This window comes from Agromyces tropicus, assembly GCF_039531345.1.
GTDB classification, from domain to species: Bacteria; Actinomycetota; Actinomycetes; order Actinomycetales; family Microbacteriaceae; genus Agromyces; species Agromyces tropicus.
Genome location: NZ_BAAAPW010000001.1, coordinates 1,056,150 through 1,074,265, shown reverse-complemented (window position 1 = coordinate 1,074,265; position 18,116 = coordinate 1,056,150). Strand labels below are relative to the sequence as shown.

Below are 18,116 nucleotides of genomic sequence, written 5' to 3'. Positions count from 1 at the left end.
CCGTCCGGCGGTCCCGGGTGATCACTGTACCCCGAGCGCGGCGCGACGACGGATGGCGCGGCCGACGCGGCTCAGGCGTGCAGCGCGGTGTTCAGCTGGACGCCCTCGCCCGAGCGGGAGAGCACCTCGACGCTGCCGTCCAGGGAGTTGCGACGGAAGAGCAGGTTGGGCAGCCCCGAGAGCTCGACGGCCTTGACGACGCGGTCGCGCTCGCCCGCGGAGCCGCGCAGGACGACCTTGGTGCCCGCGGTGACGTAGAGCCCCGCCTCGACGACGGAGTCGTCGCCGATGGAGATGCCGATGCCCGCGTTCGCGCCGAGCAGCGCGCGCTCGCCGATCGCGACGCGCTGCGTGCCGCCGCCCGAGAGCGTGCCCATGATCGACGCCCCGCCGCCGATGTCGCTGCCGTCGCCGACCACGACGCCCTGCGAGACGCGGCCCTCGACCATCGAGGAGCCGAGCGTGCCCGCGTTGAAGTTCACGAAGCCCTCGTGCATCACCGTCGTGCCCGGCGCGAGGTGCGCCCCGAGCCGGACGCGCGACGCGTCCGCGATGCGGACCCGCTCGGGGACGACGTAGTCGAGCAGCCGCGGGAACTTGTCGAGGCCGGTGACGTGGATGCCGGCGCGCTGGAGCACCGGGCGGAGGCGGTCCAGGTCGTCGGGGTGGACCGGGCCGGCGTTCGTCCACGCCACGTTCGCCAGGTGCCCGAAGATCCCGTCGAGGTTGAGCCCGTTGGGACGCACGAGGAGGTGCGAGAGGAGGTGCAGCCGGAGGTAGGCGTCCGACGTGCTCGACGGGGCGTCGTCGAGCCGGATGACGACGCGCACGGCCTCGACGCGCACCGCGCGCCGCTCGTCCGGTCCGGTCGAGCCGGCGGGCGGCTCCCACGCGGGCTCGCCGGCTGCGGGCTCGCCGAGCCGCGGCGACGGGTACCAGGTGTCGAGCACGGTCCCGTCCGCGGCGATCGTGGCGAGGCCGTCGCCCCAGGCGGTCGCGGGCGCGGTCGGATTCGAGGAGTCGGCGGGCATGCCATCAAGGGTACCGAGCGCCGGCGCCCGGGGTCGGCGGATGACGCCGCTCCGGAGCCGCGCCGGACGCCCTCGTAGACTCGTGGGCATGGCTGCCCCCGTCCGCCCCACGGCCGCGCTCGACCTGTCCGCCGACGTCGTCGCCATCACGCAGGCGATCTGCGACGTCCCGAGCGTCTCGGGCGACGAGGGGCACCTCGCCGACCTCGTCGTCGAGGCGCTCGCCGACGCCGGCCACCTCGAGGTGATCCGCGACGGGGACACCGTCATCGCCCGGACGAACCTCGGCCGCGACCGTCGGGTCGTCATCGCGGGCCACCTGGACACGGTGCCGATCAACGGCAACGTGCCGACCCGCTTCGCGGACGAGGACGGCCGTCGCGTGCTGTGGGGCCGCGGCACGGTCGACATGAAGGCGGGCGTCGCGGTCCAGCTCAAGCTCGCCCGCGAGCTCGCCGACCCCGTGGTCGACGTCACGTGGATGTGGTACGACCACGAGGAGGTCGCCGCCGACCTCAACGGGCTCGGCCGGGTGCTCCGCACGCGTCCGGACCTCTTCCACGCCGACTTCGCGATCCTCGGCGAACCGACGCGCGGCGAGGTCGAGGGCGGATGCAACGGCACGCTCCGCGTCGACCTGCGGGCGACCGGGCGTCGCGCCCACTCGGCGCGCAGCTGGGTCGGCGAGAACGCGATCCACAAGCTCGCGCCGGCGCTCGAGCGCCTCGCCGCCCACGGCGCCGAGACCGTGCGGGTCGACGGCCTCGACTACCGCGAGGGACTGAACGCCGTGTTCGTCACCGGCGGCGTCGCGGGCAACGTGATCCCGGACGACGCGGTGCTGACGCTCAACTACCGGTTCGCGCCGAGCCGCTCGGTGGCCGAGGCGACCGAACGCGTGCGCGCGATGTTCCCCGAGTACGAGGTCGAGGTCACGGATGCCGCCGAGGGCGCGCGGCCGGGGCTCGACGACGCGCTCGCGCAGGAGTTCGTGCGCGCGGTGGGCGCCGAGGCGCGCCCCAAGTACGGGTGGACCGACGTCGCGAGGTTCAGCGCGCTCGGCATCCCCGCGGTGAACTTCGGTCCGGGCGACCCGCTCCTCGCCCACGCCGACGACGAGCGGGTCGACTGCGACCAGATCGTCGCGTGCGAACGCGCCCTCCGCGACTGGCTGACGGGCGCCGAGCGCTGAGTCGCCCGTGAGCGTCCCCGACACCGCCGCTGCGCGGCATCCGGACCCGCACCGCGTGGAGCGGTCGTCGCCGCGCGTGCGATGGCGGCTGCTGCCGTGGTGGGGGCGGGTGATGCTCGTCTACGCGGCGTCGCGCGTCGTCACGACCGCGATCGTCCTGGTCATGGCCCGGCAGCAACCCGCCAGCGCCTGGACCGACGCGAGCCCCGGGTACTTCGCCTTCGCGAACCTGTGGGACGCCCGCTGGTACGCGTACATCGCCGCGGCCGGCTACCCGACCGAGCTGCCGCTGGACGACGCCGGGCACGTCGCCGAGAACGCGTGGGCGTTCCTGCCGGTCTATCCCGGCATCGTGCGCCTGTTCACGACCGTCGGCGTGCCGTGGGAGGTCGCCAGCGTCCTCATCTCACTCGCCGCGGGCCTCGGCGCCGCCCTCGTCTTCCACCGGCTGATGTCGCGGGTGCTCGAGCCCGACCAGGCGATGTTCGCGGTCGTCCTGTTCTGCGTGGCGCCGGTGTCGCCGATCCTGCAGTTCGGCTACGCGGAGGCGCTCGCCTTCCTCTGGCTCGCGCTCGCGCTGCTGCTGCTCGTGGACCGGCGCTACGGGTGGCTCGTCCCCGTCATCGCGATCTGGGCGTTCACGCGCCCGGGCGCACTCGCATTCGCGCTCACGCTCGGCCTGCACTGGATCGTGCGGTGGGTCACCCGCCGCACCGACCCGTTCCCCGTCCGCGACCAGCTCGTCGTGGCATCCGTCGCCGTGTTCGCCGGCGTGGCCGGCCTCGCCTGGCCGGTCATCGCGTGGGCGGCGACCGGCGTGCCGACCGCGTACACCGACACCGAGCTCGCCTGGCGTGCGCCGTACATCGGCTACGTCGAACTCGTGCCGCTCACGCCGTGGTTCCAGTCCGGGCAGTGGTGGCTCGGGCAGCCGATGGGCACGATCGCGCCCGTCGTGCTCGTGCTCGGCTTCGCGGCGCTGCTCCTCTCGCCGTGGGTGCGCCGGCTGGGCGTCGACCTGCGGCTGTGGCTCGCGAGCTACGCGCTCTACCTGTTCGCCGTGTTCTTCCCGCAGTCGAGCACGTTCCGCCTGCTTGCGCCGCTGTTCCCGCTCGCGGGCGCGCTCGCCGTGCCCCGGTCACGGTGGTGGCGCGGCGGGCTCGTGCTCGTCTCGCTCGCGCTCCAGGTCGGCTGGCTGCTCATCGCGTGGCGCATCGACGGCCTGGACTGGACCCCGCCCTGATCGAGATCGGCCCGGGGATGACGCGCCGGTGCACGGAGGCGGTCCGGGACGTGAACCACGGACCCGACGAGTCCACAAGGGGTGCCCCGGTGTCCCGGCACGTCGCCCCGATGCGGGATAATGGAGATTCAGCCACGAAAGGGGTAGCTCAATGGCGGCCATGAAGCCACGCACTGGAGACGGACCGATGGAGGCTGTGAAGGAGGGGCGGCTCATCATCGTGCGCGTGCCCCTCGAGGGTGGCGGTCGCCTCGTCGTCTCGGTGAACGACGCCGAGGCCAAGGAGCTCTACGACGTCCTGGGCGGCGTCGTCAACGCGGCCTAGTCAGGCGCCCAGCTTCACGATCTGCAACAGGCCGTCCCCGGCCGGCGAGATGGCGGTGACCACGGCGGTGGAGGCCGCGAGCTCCGAGACGAGCCCGCGGAACGCCGTCGCAACGTCGTCTCGCCGTGCCGGGTCGGCCACCCTCCCCTTCCAGAGGGCGCGGGCCACCAGCACACTGCCGCCGGGCTTCGCCAGCCGGAGGCCGTGCTCGACGTACTCGATGACCGAGGCCGCGTCCGCGTCGATGACGACGAGGTCGTAGGAGCCCTCGTTCATCCGCGGCAGCACCTCGCCCGCCCGGCCGGCGATGAGACGCACGCGGGCCGGTGCGATCCCGGCATCCGCGAAGTGCTCCCGCGCATGCTGCTGGTACTCGTTCTCGGTGTCGATCGAGGTCAGGTGCGCGGACCGCGCCGCCTGCAGCATCCACAGGCCCGAGACGCCGACGCCGGTGCCGACCTCGATCACGGCGCGCGCGTCGCACGCGGCCGCGATCACCGCGAGCTGGGCGCCCACGGCGGGGGAGACGGGCTCGATGCCGAGCTCCAGCGACTGCTGGCGTGCGCGCACGATCGACTCGGACTCGACGACGGACTCGTCGACGTACTTCCAGTTCAGGTCGTGCTCGGACACGTGGCGGCTCCCGGGATTCCTTCGACCCCCAAGCCTAGGGGTCGCCGGCCGTGGTCGATCGCACGCCTCGCCGCCGACTATCCTTGAGCGCATGGGCGGCCTGACCTTCGACAAACTCCTCATCATCGGGGTGATCGCCGTCTTCCTGCTCGGGCCCGAGCGGCTGCCCCACTACGCGGCCCAGCTGGGCAAGTTCGTCCGCTCGATGCGCGACATGGCCAACGGCGCCAAGGACCGCATGCGCGAGGAGATGGGCCCTGACTTCGACGACGTCGACTGGCGCAAGCTCGACCCGCGCCAGTACGATCCGCGCCGCATCGTGCGCGAGGCGCTGACCGAGGTCGACCCCTTCGCCGAGCCGGCGAAGCCGGCCGTGGCCCGTGCGGCCGTGAACCAGAACTCGGCCTACCTGCAGCGCAAGCGCAAGCTCGAGGCCGTCACCGCGGGCGAGCCCGCGCCGTTCGACTCCGAGGCGACCTGACGCGTCCCGCCTCCGGGTCGCGCGGTCAGGCGCGACGGATGGCGCGGAGTGCCCGCGCGAGCACGATCATCAGGCCGCTGAGCCGCTCGTAGTCGCGCCCCGTGTGCGGGAGCGGGATGATGCGGCGGTTGACCGACACGGTCACGGGATCGGCGAAGCGCAGGAGCCCCTCGCGGCCGTTGCGCCGGCCGACGCCGGAGGCCTTGACGCCGCCCATCGGCGCGTCCACTGAACTGAAGCTGCCCCGGTAGCCCTCGTTGACGTTCACGCTGCCGGCCTCGAGGCGGTCGGCCAGTCGCAGCGCGCGCCGCGTCGAGCGCGACAGCACCGCCGCGTTGAGCCCGTACTCGGAGTCGTTCGCGGCGAACACCGCCTCGAGGTCGTCGTCGACGACCTGCAGCGAGGCGAGCGCGCCGAACGTCTCCTCGTCGAGCACGCGCATCCCCGGGGCCACGTCGGCGAGCACGGTCGGCTCGAACGCCCACGGGCCGACGTCCGGACGGTGCCGGCCGCCGACGAGCACGCGGGCGCCCTTGCCGAGGGCGTCGTCGAGGTGAGCGCGGACCCGGCCCAGCTGGCTCGCGGTCGCCAGGCTGCCGTAGTCGGCCTCGTGGTCGAGGCCCGAGCCGATGCGCGGCTCGGACAGGCGTGCGACCAGCGCCGCCGTGAACGCGCCGACAACGCGGCGGTGCACGTAGATGCGCTCGACCGACACGCAGAGCTGCCCCATGGACGAGAAGCAGGCGTGCGCGGCATCCGCGGCCGCCTGCTCCACGTCGACGTCGTCGAGCACGATCAGCGCGTTCTTGCCGCCGAGCTCGAGCGAGGCGCCGATGAGGCGGCGGCCGGCCTTCTCGCCGATGCGCCGGCCGGTCGCCGTCGAGCCCGTGAAGCAGATGTAGTCGACCTCGTCGGTCAGCGCCTCGCCCACCTCGGCGGCGTCGCCCGACACGACCGCCCAGAGCGACTCGGGCAGGCCCGCCTCGATGAAGGCGCGGCGCAGGGCGAGCACCGACAGCGTGCCCTGGTCGTCGGCCTTCTGCACCACCGCGCAGCCGGCGGCGAGTGCCGGGACCACGTCCATGGCCGCGAGGGAGATCGCGTAGTTCCACGGCGTGATGACGCCGACGACGCCCTTGGGCCGGTAGCGGACGCGCGCCGAGAGGGCGACGGGGATCCCCGCGCGGCGGCGCCCGCCGCGCAGCACCGACCGTGCCTTCAGCGCGTTCCAGCGGGTCACGGACAGCGCCTGGAAGACCTCCTCGAAGGCCTGGCCGCGCGTCTTGCCGCTCTCGAGCTGGGTCAGGTCGAGCAGCGCCTCGCGTGAGGCGAGGATCCGGTCGTACGCGCGCAGGAGCAGCCGCCGCCGCTCGGCGAAGCCGGCTCGCGCCCACGCGACCTGGGCGAGCCGTGCCCGCGAGACGGCGTCGCGGACGTCGTCGGCGCTCGACCGGGGGAGGTCGACCAGCGTCTCGCCGGTCGTGGGCGTCGGGATCGGGACGGTGCGGCCGGAGCCGGCGACGAGGTCGTCGAGGAGGTCTCGGGCGACGGACGGGGCGGGGACCGGCGTACGGGTGGCGGCATCGGGCACGCGGCCAGTCTAGGTGCGGGGCCCGAGCCCGCCGGGCGATCCGGATAGGCTTCCCCGCATGACTGCGACGGAGCGTCTCTCCCGCGGGGTCGTGACCCGCTACGCGATCGGATCGATCGGGACCGGCGGCTTCGCCACGCTGCCGGGCCTCGTGCTCGTGTTCTACCTCACCGACACGCTCGGCGTGACGGCCCTCCTCGCGGGCCTGGTCGTCACGGCCGCGAAGGTGTGGGACGTGCTCATCGACCCGTGGATCGGCGAGCGCAGCGACCACGCGCTCGCGCGGACCGGCACGCGGCGGATGTGGATGCGCGTCGGCGCGGTCGCGCTGCCGGTGGCGTTCGTGGTGACGTTCGCCGCGCCGGGAGCGCTCGGCCCGGTGGTCGCCGGCGGATGGGTGCTCGTCGCGTTCCTCGCGACGGCCACGGCGTTCAGCCTGTTCCAGGTGCCGTACATCGCGTTGCCCGCCGAGCTGACCGACGACTACGACGGCCGGACGCGCCTGCTCACGTGGCGCGTCGTCGTGCTGAGCGCCGCCATCCTGCTGTTCGGCGCCGGCGGTCCGCTGCTGCGGCGGGCCGGCGGCGACGACGAGGCCCTCGGCTACCTGGTCATGGCCGTCGTCGCCGGGCTCGTCATCGGGGTCGGCATGCTCGTCGCGACGACCGTCGCCCCGACCGGCGTGCCCACGACGGTGCGCGAGCGCCGCAGCATCGCGGCCGGGTACGCCGAGGGCTTCGCCGCGCTCCGCCGCAGCCGCGCGTTCCGGCTGCTGCTCGCTGCGTTCCTGCTGCAGGGGCTCGCGACGGGCGCGATGCTCGCGGGCGCCAACTACGTCGCCGTGTGGGTGCTCCACTCCGAGGACGCGCTCACGTTCCTCTTCGTCGCCCTGATCGGCCCGGCGATCCTGTGCGCGCCGCTCTGGGGTCGCCTCGCGAACCGGATCGGCAAGGAGCGCGCCTTCGCGCTCGCGAGCGCCGCGTTCGCGGTGGCGACGGCGGCGCTCGTCGGAATGCTGTGGGCTCCGGGCGCGTGGGTGTACGGGCCCGTGGCGGTGGCGGGAGCCGCGTACGCCGGCATGCAGTCGCTGCCGATGGCGATGCTGCCCGACGTCATCGCCCACGACGCCCTCACGCAGGGCCCCGGCCGCGCCGGCAGCTTCGGCGGCATGTGGACCGCCGGCGAGACCACGGGCATGGCGCTCGGTGCGACGCTGCTGACCCTCGTGCTGGCCGCCACCGGCTACGTCGAGTCGGTCGGCGCCGACGTGGTGGCCCAGCCGGACGCCGCGGTCGCCGGGATCGTCGTCAGCTTCAGCGTGCTCCCGGCGGCGATCGTGCTCGGCAGCCTCGTGCCGCTGCTGCGCTACCCGCTGCGGCGGGCCGACGTCGATGCGGCGGAGGCCGTCGAGGGGGTCGCCCGATGACCGCGTTCGAGCGCGATCCCGACGCGGTGCTCGCCGAGCTCGCCCAGCTCCGTGCGGCGGACGCGCCGACGCACGGCGGCCGCGTGCTCTCCTACGTGTACGACTCCGGCGTCGCCGAGCTCGACGATCTCGCGGCGCGCGCCGCGCGGCTCGTGCAGCCCGTCAACGGCCTCGACCCCACCACCTTCACGTCGGTCGCGGCGATGGAGTCCGCGCTGGTCGGGTTCGCGCGGCGGGCCTTCCACGGCGGGGCGGCCGGCGAGCCGGGCACCGAGGTCGTCGGTTCGGCGACCTCGGGCGGCACCGAGAGCTGCCTGCTCGCCGTGAAGACCGCACGGGACGTGTGGCGCGCGGCGCACCCGGGCGACGAGCGGATGCCGCGCCTCGTGGCCCCGACGACGGTGCACGCCGCGTTCCACAAGGCCGCCCAGGCGTTCGGGCTCGCCCTCGACCTCGTCCCCGTCGATCCGGAGACCGGCGCGCCCGAGGTCGACGACGTCGTGGCGCGTCTCGACCACGACGTCGCGCTGGTCGTCCTCAGCGCACCGTCGTACCCGTTCGCGACGCTCGACCCGATCGGCGACGTGGGCGCGGCGACCGCGAAGCATGAGATCGCGCTCCACGTCGACGCCTGCATCGGCGGGTTCGCCCTGGCGTTCCAGGACGGCCTGCCCGAGTGGGACTTCCGGGTCCCCGGCGTGACGAGCCTGTCGGCCGACCTGCACAAGTACGGCTACGCGCCGAAGGGCGTCTCGGTGCTGCTCCAGCGCGGTCGCGACCGTCAGCGGCACCAGTACTTCGCGACGACCGCGTGGCCGGGGTACCCCGTCGTGAACCCGACGCTGGCCGGTTCCAAGCCGGCCGGCCCGCTCGCGGCGGCCTGGGCGATCGTCCGGGTGCTCGGCGACCGGGGCTTCGACGAGCTCACCGCGGCGGCGACGGTCGCGACCGCGGCGCTCCGCGAGGCGATCGACGGCATCGAGGGCCTGCGCGTGGTCGGCGAACCGGTGGGGCCGCTGTTCGCCGTGCGGTCCGACGACCGCGTGCCGGAGGATCGTCGCGTCGACCCGCACCACTGGGCCGACGCCGCGCGTGCGACCGGATGGCACCTGCAGCTCCAGCCCGGCATGGCCCAGGCCGACGGATCGGTGCTCCCGCACACCGCGCACCTCACGGTGACGCCCGTGACCGCACAGGTCCTCCCGGAGCTCGTCCCGGCGCTCGTCGCCGCGGCGGACGCGGTGCGCGGCGTCGCGCCCGTGGACGGCGGCACCCTCGTCGCCGGACTCGCGGGCGGACTGCCGGGCGGCGCCGACGCGCTCGCCGCGGCATCCGCCTCGCTCGACTCGGACGGTGCGGCCGACCTGCTCGCCGCAGCCGGACTGCTCGGCGGTGACGGTGCCGGCGGGGCGCTGCCCGAGCGGCTGGCGCCCGTGCTCGCGCTCGTCGAGGCGCTGCCCGGCCCGCTCACCGAGCGGCTGCTCGTCGAGCTGCTGGCACGCGTGGTCGAACCGCGGGGCTGAGGCGCCGCGGATCCGGACCGCTCCGGTCGGCGGCGCGGCCGCACGGCGGACTTGACGCGGGTCCGCGGCGGTGGGACCCTCGGGGCACGGGTGGCGGGGCACTCGCTCGCTCCGCTGCCGCTCATCGCAGCAGGAACCCCGATCGTGAACCTCGGCCTCATCCTCGTCATCCTCGGCGCCGTCGTCGTGGTGGGGACGATCGTGGCCTTCTTCGTGCCGTACATGTTCTTCGACTGGTTCACCTACCGGTTCTGGGTGGTCCACGCGATCATCGCCGCGGGCGCGATCATCGCGATCACGGGATGGATCCTGGGCGGACCGGCGTTCGTCGCGATCATCGCCATCGTCCTCGCCGTCGGGTGGTTCGTGCTCACGACCGTGGAGAACCGCATCCCGGGCTCGCGACGGCTGGCCGTCGGGCCCGGCGACCCGCTTCCGGCGTTCCGCCTGACCACGGTCGACGGGCGCACCGTCGACGAGCGCGACGTCACGGCACGGGCGCCGGCGCTGCTCGTCTTCTACCGGGGCTGGTGGTGCCCCACCAGCCGGATGCAGATGCACGACCTGCTCGACGCGTACGACGAGTTGGCGGCAGCGGGCCTCACGATCTACGCGGCGTCCGTCGACGGCGCCGAGGAGGCCGCTCCACTGCAGGAACTGGTCGGCGACCGGATCACCATTCTCTGCGGGCTCGACGCCGCGACGCTCGACGCCGTGGGGGCGCACGACACCCGCGGTCGGCCGTGGTTCACGCGACCCTTCGTCGGCGGAACCAGCGAGATGACCGCGATGCCCACGTCGCTCGTCGTCGACCGTGCGGGCCGCATCCTGATGGCGCACCGGGCCAAGCGGGTCGACGACCGGCCCGTGCCGCTCCGGTGGCTGCGGTCGCCGCGGCTCGCGTCGAGCTGAGCCGTCGGCCGCCGGACCGAGCGCTCAGAGCGCGAGCATGCGGTCGGTGTCCCCGAACACCTCGAGGCCGGCGCACTGCGCGACGCCCTCGAGCAGCACGCGCCCGTCGGGCGCGACGTGACGGAGCGCGATGCGCGCGTCGAGCGTCTCCTCGACGCGCTGGTGCATGGCGGTCCGGAGCGGCGCGTGCAGCAGGCCGCCGCGCACGCGCTCCGCGTCGAGCTCGAGCACGCCGTCCGGTCCCGCGACGGTCCAGCGCACGTGCGCGTCGTCGATCTCGAGCCGTCGCTCCTCGGAGCGGTTGTACGTCGTCCAGCGGTGCAGCCGGCCGCCGTGGCGCAGGCCCACGATCGAGCCGCGGAACGAGCCGCCGAGCCACGGGATGATCGCGACGGACGCGATGAGCGAGGCGTCCGGATGCTCGCCGTCGACGTGGTCGACGTGGTTGCTCGCCATCCACACGTAGCCCGACGGGAAGGCCCGGCCCCAGTCCTTCTCGATGTACCCCCGGCCGCCGTCGAAGGACACCGGCGACCCCTCGACCTCGAGGGTGCCGCGCAGCCCGTGGCCGAACGACACGATGCCGTGGAAGCACTCCATGAACGGCACGAGCCCGTACCAGCCCATGATGCCCGGCTCGCGCACGGTGACCGGCCACGGCCGCAGCGGGCCGTCGTGCCGGATGCGGCCGCGCAGCTGCGGCACGTCGAGCGTCACGCCGTCGACGCCGAAGCGGTTGCCGCCGACCCGCACGTCGAACCCGTGCGCCGACGCCTCGAACGCGCCGACGGGGTAGCGGTGGTACCAGGAGCGCCCCGTGACGCCGTCGAGCACCTGCACGAACGCCTCGTCGCGCTCGCCGTCGGCGGCCTGACCGCGGAAGACGCCCGGGATCACGGCCCAGCGCTGCGCCCGGTCCGCTGAGACGAGCTTGACGTACCAGCCCTCGAAGAAGCCCCGGCGCACGCCGTGGCCGTGGAACGCCTCCGGGTGGCGCACGCCGCGCAGCCATTGGGCGGGTGTCCGCATGGGGTCAGCCTACGTCCGCGGCGGGGGTCAGCCCGCCGGGCCGAGCTCGCATCGCTCGGCGTAGTAGGCGTACAGGTCGGCCTTGAGCTCCGGCCCCGACGCGAGCTCGAGGCGTCCCGAACGCCCGTCGCCGGTCGCGACGGTGAACGGGAGGATCGTGCCCCGCTTGTCGTCCGCGAGCGCGTGCGCGTCGCATCGGGCGGGCCGCACGGCCAGCGCGACCTCCACCGGCTCGTCGCCGGCGCCGACCTCGATCGAGAGCGGCCAGTCCTGGCCGTCCTCGTTGCCGATGAGCGTCGTCGCGGAGACGCCGTCGATCCGCAGCGTGCCGTCACCGGATGCCACGGGCTCGACCCGCACGTCGATCCAGGCGCGACGATCGGCGCCCGACCCGGTCGTGCGGAGTCGCTCGGGCAGCGCGATCGTCGCGACCCCGGCGACCGACTCGGCCAGGCAGTCGGTGTCCGCGATGCGCGCCATCGTGTCGAACGGGTCGTCCGGCTGCAGCGTGCCCGCCAGCGCCGTGCCGTCCTCGGTCGTCGCGGCGACATCGACGCCGATGTCGGCCGGGTCGCCGTCGCAGATGCTCCCGGGCAGGTCGAGGCGGATGTCGATGGCGTCGTCGCGGCCCAGCTCGAACGGGTCGTCGCGCTCCATCCCCGGCTCCAGGGCGGGGGAGTGCACGACGAGCGAGGTCACCGTGAGCGGGTCGCCGGTGTTCTCGAAGTGCAGCACGAGGCGCCCCTGCGGCACGTCGAGTCGCCCCTGCTGGACCGACACGCCGAGCCCGTCCGGCAGGGGGCCGGGCTCCGCTCCCGCATCCCCGGTCGACGTCGTGCAGGCCGCGAGCGGCGCGGCGAGGGCGAGCGCGAGCAGCGCGGCCACGCGCCGGGCGCGGGAACGGGCGGCACGCGGCATCCGGTCACCGCACCGAGACGTCGAGGTGCCGACCCGAGAGCGACCGCGGTCGCCCGGCGAGGAACGCCGCCGCCTGCTCGATCGCCCGCGCGGCGGGATCGTCGGGCTCGGCCAGCACGACGGGGACGCCCTCGTCGCCGCCGCGGCGCAGCGCCACGCTGAGCGGCACGGCCGCCACGAGCGGCACCGGTTCGTCCGCGCCCTCGGAGAGCCGTCGCGCGACCTCGTCGCCGCCGCCCGAGCCGAACAGGTCGAGCAGCGAGCCGTCGGGCTGGGCCATCCCGGCCATGTTCTCGACGACGCCGACGACGCGCTGCCCCGTCTGCCGGGCGACGAGCCCGGAACGCTCCGCCACGTCGGCGGCGGCGGGCTGCGGGGTCGTGACGACGAGCACCTCGGCGTTCGGCAGCAGCTGGCCGAGCGAGATCGCCACGTCGCCGGTGCCGGGCGGCAGGTCGACGAGCAGCACGTCGAGGTCGCCGAAGTAGACGTCGGTGAGGAACTGCTGGAGGGTGCGGTGCAGCATCGGCCCGCGCCAGGCGACGGCGACGGACGAGCCGCGGCCGCCGGGCTCGGTCGGCTCGACGAACATGCCGATCGAGATCACCTTCACGCCGTGCGCGACGGGCGGCAGGATCATCTCGTCGACCCGCGTCGGCCGCACCGCCGTGCCCTGCTCGTCGACGAGGCCCAGGAGGCCGGGGATCGAGAAGCCGTGGACGTCGGCATCGACGAGGCCGACGGAGAGGCCGCGGGCGGCGAGCGCCACCGCGAGGTTCGCCGTGAGGGTCGACTTGCCGACTCCGCCCTTGCCGCTCGTGACCGCGATCACCCGCGTGAGCGTGCCCGGACCGAACGGGTTGCCCCGCGCGGCGCGCCCGCCCCGGAGGCGCTCGGTGAGCGCGGCCCGCTGCTCGGGGGTCATGACGCCGAGCTCGACGACCGCGTTGCCGGCGCCGACCACCTGCTCCGCCGCCGCGCGGACGTCGCGCTCGATGCGGTCGGACGCCGGACAGCCCACGATCGTCAGGCGAACGCCGACCTCGACGCCCGCCTCGGTCGCGGTCACCCGGTCGACCATGTCGAGCTCGGTGATCGGACGGCGGATCTCCGGGTCGATGACGCCGGCGAGCGCCGCGCGGACGGCCGCCTCGACGGATGCCGGATCAGGAGCCGGCATGCGTGGCGTCCTCCGCGTCGCGCTTGTCGAGGTCGTCGAGCACCTGCCGCAGCTCCTGGCGGATGAACTCCTTCGACGCGAGGTCGCGCACCGCGAGCCGCAGGGCGACCACCTCGCGCGCGAGGTACTCGGTGTCGGCGAGGTTGCGCTCGGCGCGCTGCCGGTCCTGCTCGATCTGCACGCGGTCGCGGTCGTCCTGGCGGTTCTGCGCCAACAGGATGAGCGGCGCGGCGTACGAGGCCTGCAGCGAGAGCACGAGCGTCAGCGCGATGAAGCCGTAGTCGGCGCGGTCGAACTGCCAGTCGGCGGGCGCCACCGTGTTCCACAGCATCCAGAGCACGACGAAGAGGCTCAGCCCGAGCAGGAACCAGGGCGTGCCCATGCCGCGCGCCACCCACTCCGTGAAGCGCCCGAAGCGATCGCGGTCGCCGGAGCGGCGGAGGGGTGCGGCGCGACGGGCGCCCTTCGGGGTGTCGAACCGGCGGTCGTCGGCGTCAGCGCGGGCCATCTCCTGCCCTCCTTCCGGGTGCGATCGGGATGCTGCCGGTGGCCAGTTGCGCCCTGGCCGTGGCGCGGCGACTCAGCTCGTGCTCATCGTCGGGATGGCTGCGCCAGTCGTCCGGCAGGAGGTAGTCGAGCACGTCGTCGATCGTCACCACGCCCACGAGGCGGTGCTTCTCGTCGACCACGGGCACCGACACGAGGTCGTAGCTGGCGAGGATGCGACTCACCTCGGCGGCCGACGTGTCGGCGGTCACCGGCTCGAGACCCTGGTCGATGAGCGAGCCCATGCGCTCGTGCGGCGGGTAGCGCAGCATCCGCTGGAAGTGCACGATGCCGAGGAAGCGGCCGGTCGGCGGCTCGTACGGCGGGAGCGTGACGCACACCGCCGCGCCGAGCGCGGGCGGGAGGTCGTGGCGGCGGATCAGCGCGAGCCCCTCGGCCACCGTGGCATCCGCCGACACGATGATCGGCTCGGTCGTCATCAGGCCGCCCGCGGTGTCGGGTCCGTAGGAGAGCAGGAAGCGGACGTCCTCCGCCTCCTCGGGCTCCATGAGCTCGAGCAGGTGCTCGCCGCGCTCCTCCGGCAGCTGCGCGATGAGGTCGGCCGCGTCGTCGGGCGACATCTGGTCGAGCACGTCGGCGGCGCGGTCGTCGCCGAGCTTGGCGAGGATCTCGACCTGGTCGGCCTCGGGCATCTCCTCCAGCACGTCGGCGAGGCGGTCGTCGGGCAGCTCGGCCGCGACCTCCTGCCGGCGACGCGGCGGCAGGTCGAGCAGCGTCGTCGCGAGGTCGGCGGGCTTCAGCTCGGAGTAGGTGGCGATGAGCTGCTCGGCGGACTGCGCCTCGCCGGCGGCCGTGGTCTCGCGCACCTCGCGCCACGTCACGTACGCCGACGGGCCCTTCGCGAACGGCGACGCGCTCGTCTTGGGGCGCCGCACGAAGAGCTGGTCGACCTCCCACTCGCCGGGCTCGCGCTCCTCGATCGCGACGTCCTCGATGGTCGCGGTGCCGGAGCCGTCGTTGAAGTTGACCTTCCGGCCGAGCATCTCGGCGATGACGCGGACCTCGCCGCCGCGCTGCTCGAAGCGGCGCATGTTGATCAGGCCGGTCGTGATGATCTGGCCGCCGCCGATCGAGGTCACGCGCCCGATCGACACGAACACGCGACGCTTGCCGGGGATCTCGACGATGAGCCCGACCACGCGTGGAGGGTCGTCCTTGCGGTACACGACGAGGACGTCGCGCACCTTTCCGACGCGGTCGCCCGCGGGGTCGAACACGGCGCACCCGGCGAGTCGGGCGACGAAGACTCTCGTGGCGCTCACGCCCTCCAACTTACCCCGCGGGGATGGCTGCAGGCCGGTGCCCGGACCAGCGTGGGAGAATGGCCGCGTGAGCACCCAGTCGCCGTTCGGCGGCCGCCTCGGCCGCACCTATCCGACGCTGCCCACGGGGGAGACCGTCGCCAGCTACGAGACCTACCTCGAGGCGCAGGCCGCCGTCGACCGCCTCGCCAAGGCGGAGTTCCCGGTCAACGAGCTCTCGATCGTCGGGCACGACCTGACGAGCGTGGAGCGCATCACGGGAACGCTGAGCTGGGGCCGCACCGCCGGCGGCGGCGCGCTCTCCGGCGCGTGGTTCGGCACGTTCCTCGGGCTGCTGTTCTTCATCTTCTCGCCGAGCGGCACGTCCCTCGGGGTGCTCGCCGCCGCGGTGCTCATCGGCGCGGGCTTCGGCATGATCTTCGCCGTCGTGTCGTACTCCATCAACCGGCGCCGCCGCGACTTCACATCGGTCATGCAGGTGCTCGCGACCCGATACGCGATCATCGCCGACCCGGCCCACGTCGGCCGTGCCCGGCAGGTCCTGGGCGTGACGGATGCCGCGGCGCCGCCGTCGCCGGCGACCACCGCGCCGCCCGCCGCCCCGACGCCGCCTCCCGCCGGCGACGGCGACGCGCCGGCCCGCGATGCGACGCAGGAGGAACCCGAGGAGCGCGTGATCGATCCGTCGCGGCCGCTCACCTACGGCGAGGCGCAGGACGCCGCCCGGCGCGCGGAGCGCGAGCGCGGGGCCGCGGAGGACTAGGGGCGACGCGTTCGGGTGCCTCCCAGCGCCCCCGCCTACGGTGACCGCATGGCCGATCCGCACGCCCCGCACCGCTCCGAGCCGGTCGCCCCGTCGCTCGAGCGCGAGGTGCGTCGCGAGATCGACGCCGCCGAGCGGCCCGATCGCCCGATCCGGCGGTGGCTGCGCGGCATCCGCGGGTGGATCGACCGCCATCCCCGCCTGCGCGTCGCCTACCGGCTGGGCGTCGGCGTCCTCGGCGGCGTGATCGCGGTCGCCGGGCTCGCGCTCGTGCCGCTGCCCGGTCCGGGCTGGCTGGTGGTGTTCCTCGGGCTCGCCATCCTCGGCACCGAGTTCGCATGGGCGCGACGACTCGCCCGCTGGGTCAAGCGCATGCTCGACCGGTTCTGGGCGTGGTGGCGCGCCCGTCGCGCCGCGCGCGACCTCGCCCGGCAGGGCTGAGCGGCCGCGCGCGGCCGCGCGTCAGCCGCGGGCGCCGCGCACCCAGGCCTCGACCTCGTCGACGGTCCGCGGGATGCGGACCGAGAGGTTCTCGGCACCGTCGGCCGTGACGAGGATGTCGTCCTCGATGCGCACGCCGATGCCGCGGAACTCCTCGGGCACGCTGAGGTCGTCGGCCTGGAAGTACAGGCCCGGCTCGATCGTGAAGACCATGCCCGGCTCGAGCACGCCGTCCATGTACATCGAGCGGCGGGCCTGGGCGCAGTCGTGCACGTCGAGGCCGAGGTGGTGGCTCGTGCCGTGCACCATGTAGCGGCGGTGGAACTGGTTCTCGGGCCGGAGCGACTCCTCGGCCGGGACCGGCAGGAAGCCCCACTCGGCCGTGCGCGCCGCGATCACCTGCATCGCGGCGGCGTGGATCTCGCGGAACACCGCGCCGGGACGCACGATGCGGAAGGCGGCGTCCGCCGCCTCGAGCACGGCCTCGTAGACCTGGCGCTGCACCGGCGAGAAGGTGCCGTTGACCGGGAAGGTCCTCGTGATGTCGGCCGTGTAGTAGCTGTCCATCTCGACGCCGGCGTCGAGCAGGACGAGGTCGCCGGGGACGACCGGGCCGTCGTTGCGGGTCCAGTGCAGGATGGTCGCGTGCGGGCCGGCCGCGGCGATCGAGGCGTAGCCCACGTCGTTGCCGTCGAGGCGCGCCCGCGTCGCGAACACGCCCTCGATGACGCGCTCGCCGCGGACCTCGCTCGTGATCCGCGGCAGCTCGGTCAGCACCTCGGTGAAGCCGCGCTCGGTCGCGTCGACCGCGGCGCGGAGCTCGGCCACCTCGAACTCGTCCTTGACGAGGCGGAGCTCGGAGAGCACGCGGGCCAGCTCGGCGTCGGGCTCGTGCTCCGCGTTCACCTCGAGGCTGAACGGCGCGTCGGACGCGTTGGTCGACAGCGCCTCCTCCGCGGCGAACCGGAGTCGCGCGTGGTCGATGCGCTCGGTGACGGCCGCGTCGGCCTCGCGCACGACGAGGGTCGCGGTGTCGACGCCGTGGAGGACGGCCTCGAAGTCGGCGATGCCGCGCGTGGCCAGCTGCAGGTCGGCCGCCACGTGCGCGAGCGACGGGCGCGGGCCGATCCAGAACTCGCCGATCGCCGGGTTGGCGTAGAACTCCTCGGAATCGCGTCCCGCGCGCTCGCGGAAGTAGACGGTCGCGTCGTGCCCGGCGTCGCCGGTCGGCTCGAGGACGAGGATCGCGCCGGGCTCGGAGTCCGAGCCCCAGCCGGTGAGGTGCGCGAACGCGGAGTGCGCGCGGAACGGGTAGTCGGTGTCGTTGGCGCGCTGCTTCATGTCGCCGGCCGGGATCACGAGCCGCTGGCCCGGGAACGCCTCCGACACCGTCGCACGACGGGCGGCGGCGAACGCGGCCTGCGGACGTGCGGGCGGGAGCGCCTCGTCGCGCTCGGCCCAGCGGCCGCCGATGAAGGACTTGAAGCCCTCGGACTCCGGCGTGGTGGACCGGTTGGCGTTGCGGCCGGTCTCCTCGGCGGTGGTCTCGTCGGTGGGGGCCTCGTGGGCCGTCGCGGTGGCGTCGCCGGTGTTCGTCAT

General features: G+C 74.2%; 18 protein-coding genes. 9 read left to right on the top strand and 9 right to left on the bottom strand.

Annotated elements, in window-relative coordinates:
- Positions 1-71: 71 nt before the first annotated feature.
- Positions 72-1,031 (bottom strand): 2,3,4,5-tetrahydropyridine-2,6-dicarboxylate N-succinyltransferase, encoded by a 960-nt coding sequence (dapD, locus tag ABD230_RS04890; RefSeq protein WP_344369860.1) that lies wholly within the window; start codon positions 1,029-1,031, stop codon positions 72-74.
- Between the two features lie 88 nt (positions 1,032-1,119).
- Between dapD and dapE the strand changes: the two genes are divergently transcribed.
- The 3 genes from dapE to ABD230_RS04875 all read left to right on the top strand — a co-directional run bounded on the left by dapE (position 1,120) and on the right by ABD230_RS04875 (position 3,791).
- Positions 1,120-2,223: a succinyl-diaminopimelate desuccinylase gene (gene dapE / locus ABD230_RS04885; RefSeq protein WP_344369859.1), complete on the top strand. Its 1,104-nt coding sequence runs from the start codon at positions 1,120-1,122 to the stop codon at positions 2,221-2,223.
- A 7-nt stretch (positions 2,224-2,230) separates the two neighbouring features.
- Positions 2,231-3,466, top strand: a complete 1,236-nt coding sequence (locus tag ABD230_RS04880; RefSeq protein WP_344369857.1) for a hypothetical protein — start codon at positions 2,231-2,233, stop codon at positions 3,464-3,466.
- 151 nt (positions 3,467-3,617) lie between these two features.
- A complete protein-coding gene (locus tag ABD230_RS04875) occupies positions 3,618-3,791 on the top strand; it encodes a DUF3117 domain-containing protein (RefSeq protein WP_019179788.1) in 174 nt (57 codons plus the stop codon).
- On the opposite strand, the gene ABD230_RS04870 is transcribed toward ABD230_RS04875, so the two are convergent.
- Positions 3,792-4,424, bottom strand: coding sequence for an O-methyltransferase (locus ABD230_RS04870; RefSeq protein ID WP_344369856.1), 633 nt, complete (start codon positions 4,422-4,424; stop codon positions 3,792-3,794). It lies immediately after the preceding gene.
- A gap of 91 nt (positions 4,425-4,515) precedes the next feature.
- On the opposite strand from ABD230_RS04870, the gene ABD230_RS04865 reads away from it, so the two are divergent.
- The gene (locus ABD230_RS04865) at positions 4,516-4,905 is read left to right on the top strand and encodes a twin-arginine translocase TatA/TatE family subunit (protein ID WP_344369855.1); all 390 of its coding nucleotides are present in this window, start codon (positions 4,516-4,518) and stop codon (positions 4,903-4,905) included.
- Between the two features lie 25 nt (positions 4,906-4,930).
- Here the strand turns inward: ABD230_RS04865 and ABD230_RS04860 are convergent, their stop codons facing one another.
- A complete protein-coding gene (locus ABD230_RS04860) occupies positions 4,931-6,496 on the bottom strand; it encodes a succinic semialdehyde dehydrogenase (RefSeq protein ID WP_344369854.1) in 1,566 nt (521 codons plus the stop codon).
- Positions 6,497-6,554: 58 nt separating this feature from the next.
- Between ABD230_RS04860 and ABD230_RS04855 the strand changes: the two genes are divergently transcribed.
- The 3 genes from ABD230_RS04855 to ABD230_RS04845 all read left to right on the top strand — a co-directional run bounded on the left by ABD230_RS04855 (position 6,555) and on the right by ABD230_RS04845 (position 10,357).
- Positions 6,555-7,922, top strand: coding sequence for an MFS transporter (locus ABD230_RS04855; protein ID WP_344369853.1), 1,368 nt, complete (start codon positions 6,555-6,557; stop codon positions 7,920-7,922).
- Positions 7,919-9,445, top strand: coding sequence for a pyridoxal phosphate-dependent decarboxylase family protein (locus tag ABD230_RS04850; RefSeq protein ID WP_344369852.1), 1,527 nt, complete (start codon positions 7,919-7,921; stop codon positions 9,443-9,445). Before ABD230_RS04855 ends, ABD230_RS04850 begins: the two co-directional genes overlap by 4 nt.
- Before the next feature lie 144 nt (positions 9,446-9,589).
- Positions 9,590-10,357 carry a redoxin domain-containing protein gene (locus tag ABD230_RS04845; RefSeq protein WP_344369850.1) on the top strand — a complete coding sequence of 256 codons (768 nt, stop codon included), beginning with the start codon at positions 9,590-9,592 and terminating at the stop codon, positions 10,355-10,357.
- A 24-nt stretch (positions 10,358-10,381) separates the two neighbouring features.
- Here the strand turns inward: ABD230_RS04845 and ABD230_RS04840 are convergent, their stop codons facing one another.
- The 5 genes from ABD230_RS04840 to ABD230_RS04820 are packed head-to-tail and all read right to left on the bottom strand — an operon-like array spanning position 10,382 to position 15,313.
- Positions 10,382-11,386, bottom strand: coding sequence for a tocopherol cyclase family protein (locus ABD230_RS04840; protein WP_344369847.1), 1,005 nt, complete (start codon positions 11,384-11,386; stop codon positions 10,382-10,384).
- Between the two features lie 27 nt (positions 11,387-11,413).
- A complete protein-coding gene (locus ABD230_RS04835) occupies positions 11,414-12,304 on the bottom strand; it encodes a hypothetical protein (protein ID WP_344369846.1) in 891 nt (296 codons plus the stop codon).
- A gap of 4 nt (positions 12,305-12,308) precedes the next feature.
- Positions 12,309-13,484: an Mrp/NBP35 family ATP-binding protein gene (locus tag ABD230_RS04830; protein ID WP_344369845.1), complete on the bottom strand. Its 1,176-nt coding sequence runs from the start codon at positions 13,482-13,484 to the stop codon at positions 12,309-12,311.
- The gene (locus tag ABD230_RS04825; RefSeq protein WP_344369844.1) at positions 13,471-13,992 is read right to left on the bottom strand and encodes a DUF1003 domain-containing protein; all 522 of its coding nucleotides are present in this window, start codon (positions 13,990-13,992) and stop codon (positions 13,471-13,473) included. Before ABD230_RS04825 ends, ABD230_RS04830 begins: the two co-directional genes overlap by 14 nt.
- Positions 13,979-15,313: a magnesium transporter MgtE N-terminal domain-containing protein gene (locus ABD230_RS04820; protein WP_344369843.1), complete on the bottom strand. Its 1,335-nt coding sequence runs from the start codon at positions 15,311-15,313 to the stop codon at positions 13,979-13,981. The genes ABD230_RS04825 and ABD230_RS04820 overlap by 14 nt, the downstream gene beginning before the upstream one ends.
- Before the next feature lie 67 nt (positions 15,314-15,380).
- Here ABD230_RS04820 and ABD230_RS04815 point away from each other — a divergent pair, with 67 nt between their 5' ends.
- Together ABD230_RS04815 and ABD230_RS04810 are read left to right on the top strand one after the other, a co-directional pair.
- Complete coding sequence (locus ABD230_RS04815) at positions 15,381-16,076, top strand: YflT domain-containing protein (RefSeq protein WP_344369841.1); 696 nt, start codon at positions 15,381-15,383, stop codon at positions 16,074-16,076.
- A gap of 48 nt (positions 16,077-16,124) precedes the next feature.
- The gene (locus ABD230_RS04810; protein WP_344369840.1) at positions 16,125-16,517 is read left to right on the top strand and encodes a TIGR02611 family protein; all 393 of its coding nucleotides are present in this window, start codon (positions 16,125-16,127) and stop codon (positions 16,515-16,517) included.
- A gap of 21 nt (positions 16,518-16,538) precedes the next feature.
- On the opposite strand, the gene ABD230_RS04805 is transcribed toward ABD230_RS04810, so the two are convergent.
- The gene (locus ABD230_RS04805) at positions 16,539-18,116 is read right to left on the bottom strand and encodes an aminopeptidase P family protein (RefSeq protein WP_344369836.1); all 1,578 of its coding nucleotides are present in this window, start codon (positions 18,114-18,116) and stop codon (positions 16,539-16,541) included.

Coding starts and splice junctions, on each gene's coding strand:
- dapD (WP_344369860.1), bottom strand. CDS start 1,031: ATGCCCGCCGACTCCTCGAATCCGACCGCGCCCGCGACCGCCTGGGGC.
- dapE (WP_344369859.1), top strand. CDS start 1,120: ATGGCTGCCCCCGTCCGCCCCACGGCCGCGCTCGACCTGTCCGCCGAC.
- ABD230_RS04875 (WP_019179788.1), top strand. CDS start 3,618: ATGGCGGCCATGAAGCCACGCACTGGAGACGGACCGATGGAGGCTGTG.
- ABD230_RS04865 (WP_344369855.1), top strand. CDS start 4,516: ATGGGCGGCCTGACCTTCGACAAACTCCTCATCATCGGGGTGATCGCC.
- ABD230_RS04855 (WP_344369853.1), top strand. CDS start 6,555: ATGACTGCGACGGAGCGTCTCTCCCGCGGGGTCGTGACCCGCTACGCG.
- ABD230_RS04850 (WP_344369852.1), top strand. CDS start 7,919: ATGACCGCGTTCGAGCGCGATCCCGACGCGGTGCTCGCCGAGCTCGCC.
- ABD230_RS04840 (WP_344369847.1), bottom strand. CDS start 11,386: ATGCGGACACCCGCCCAATGGCTGCGCGGCGTGCGCCACCCGGAGGCG.
- ABD230_RS04835 (WP_344369846.1), bottom strand. CDS start 12,304: ATGCCGCGTGCCGCCCGTTCCCGCGCCCGGCGCGTGGCCGCGCTGCTC.
- ABD230_RS04830 (WP_344369845.1), bottom strand. CDS start 13,484: ATGCCGGCTCCTGATCCGGCATCCGTCGAGGCGGCCGTCCGCGCGGCG.
- ABD230_RS04825 (WP_344369844.1), bottom strand. CDS start 13,992: ATGGCCCGCGCTGACGCCGACGACCGCCGGTTCGACACCCCGAAGGGC.
- ABD230_RS04810 (WP_344369840.1), top strand. CDS start 16,125: ATGGCCGATCCGCACGCCCCGCACCGCTCCGAGCCGGTCGCCCCGTCG.
- ABD230_RS04805 (WP_344369836.1), bottom strand. CDS start 18,116: ATGACGAACACCGGCGACGCCACCGCGACGGCCCACGAGGCCCCCACC.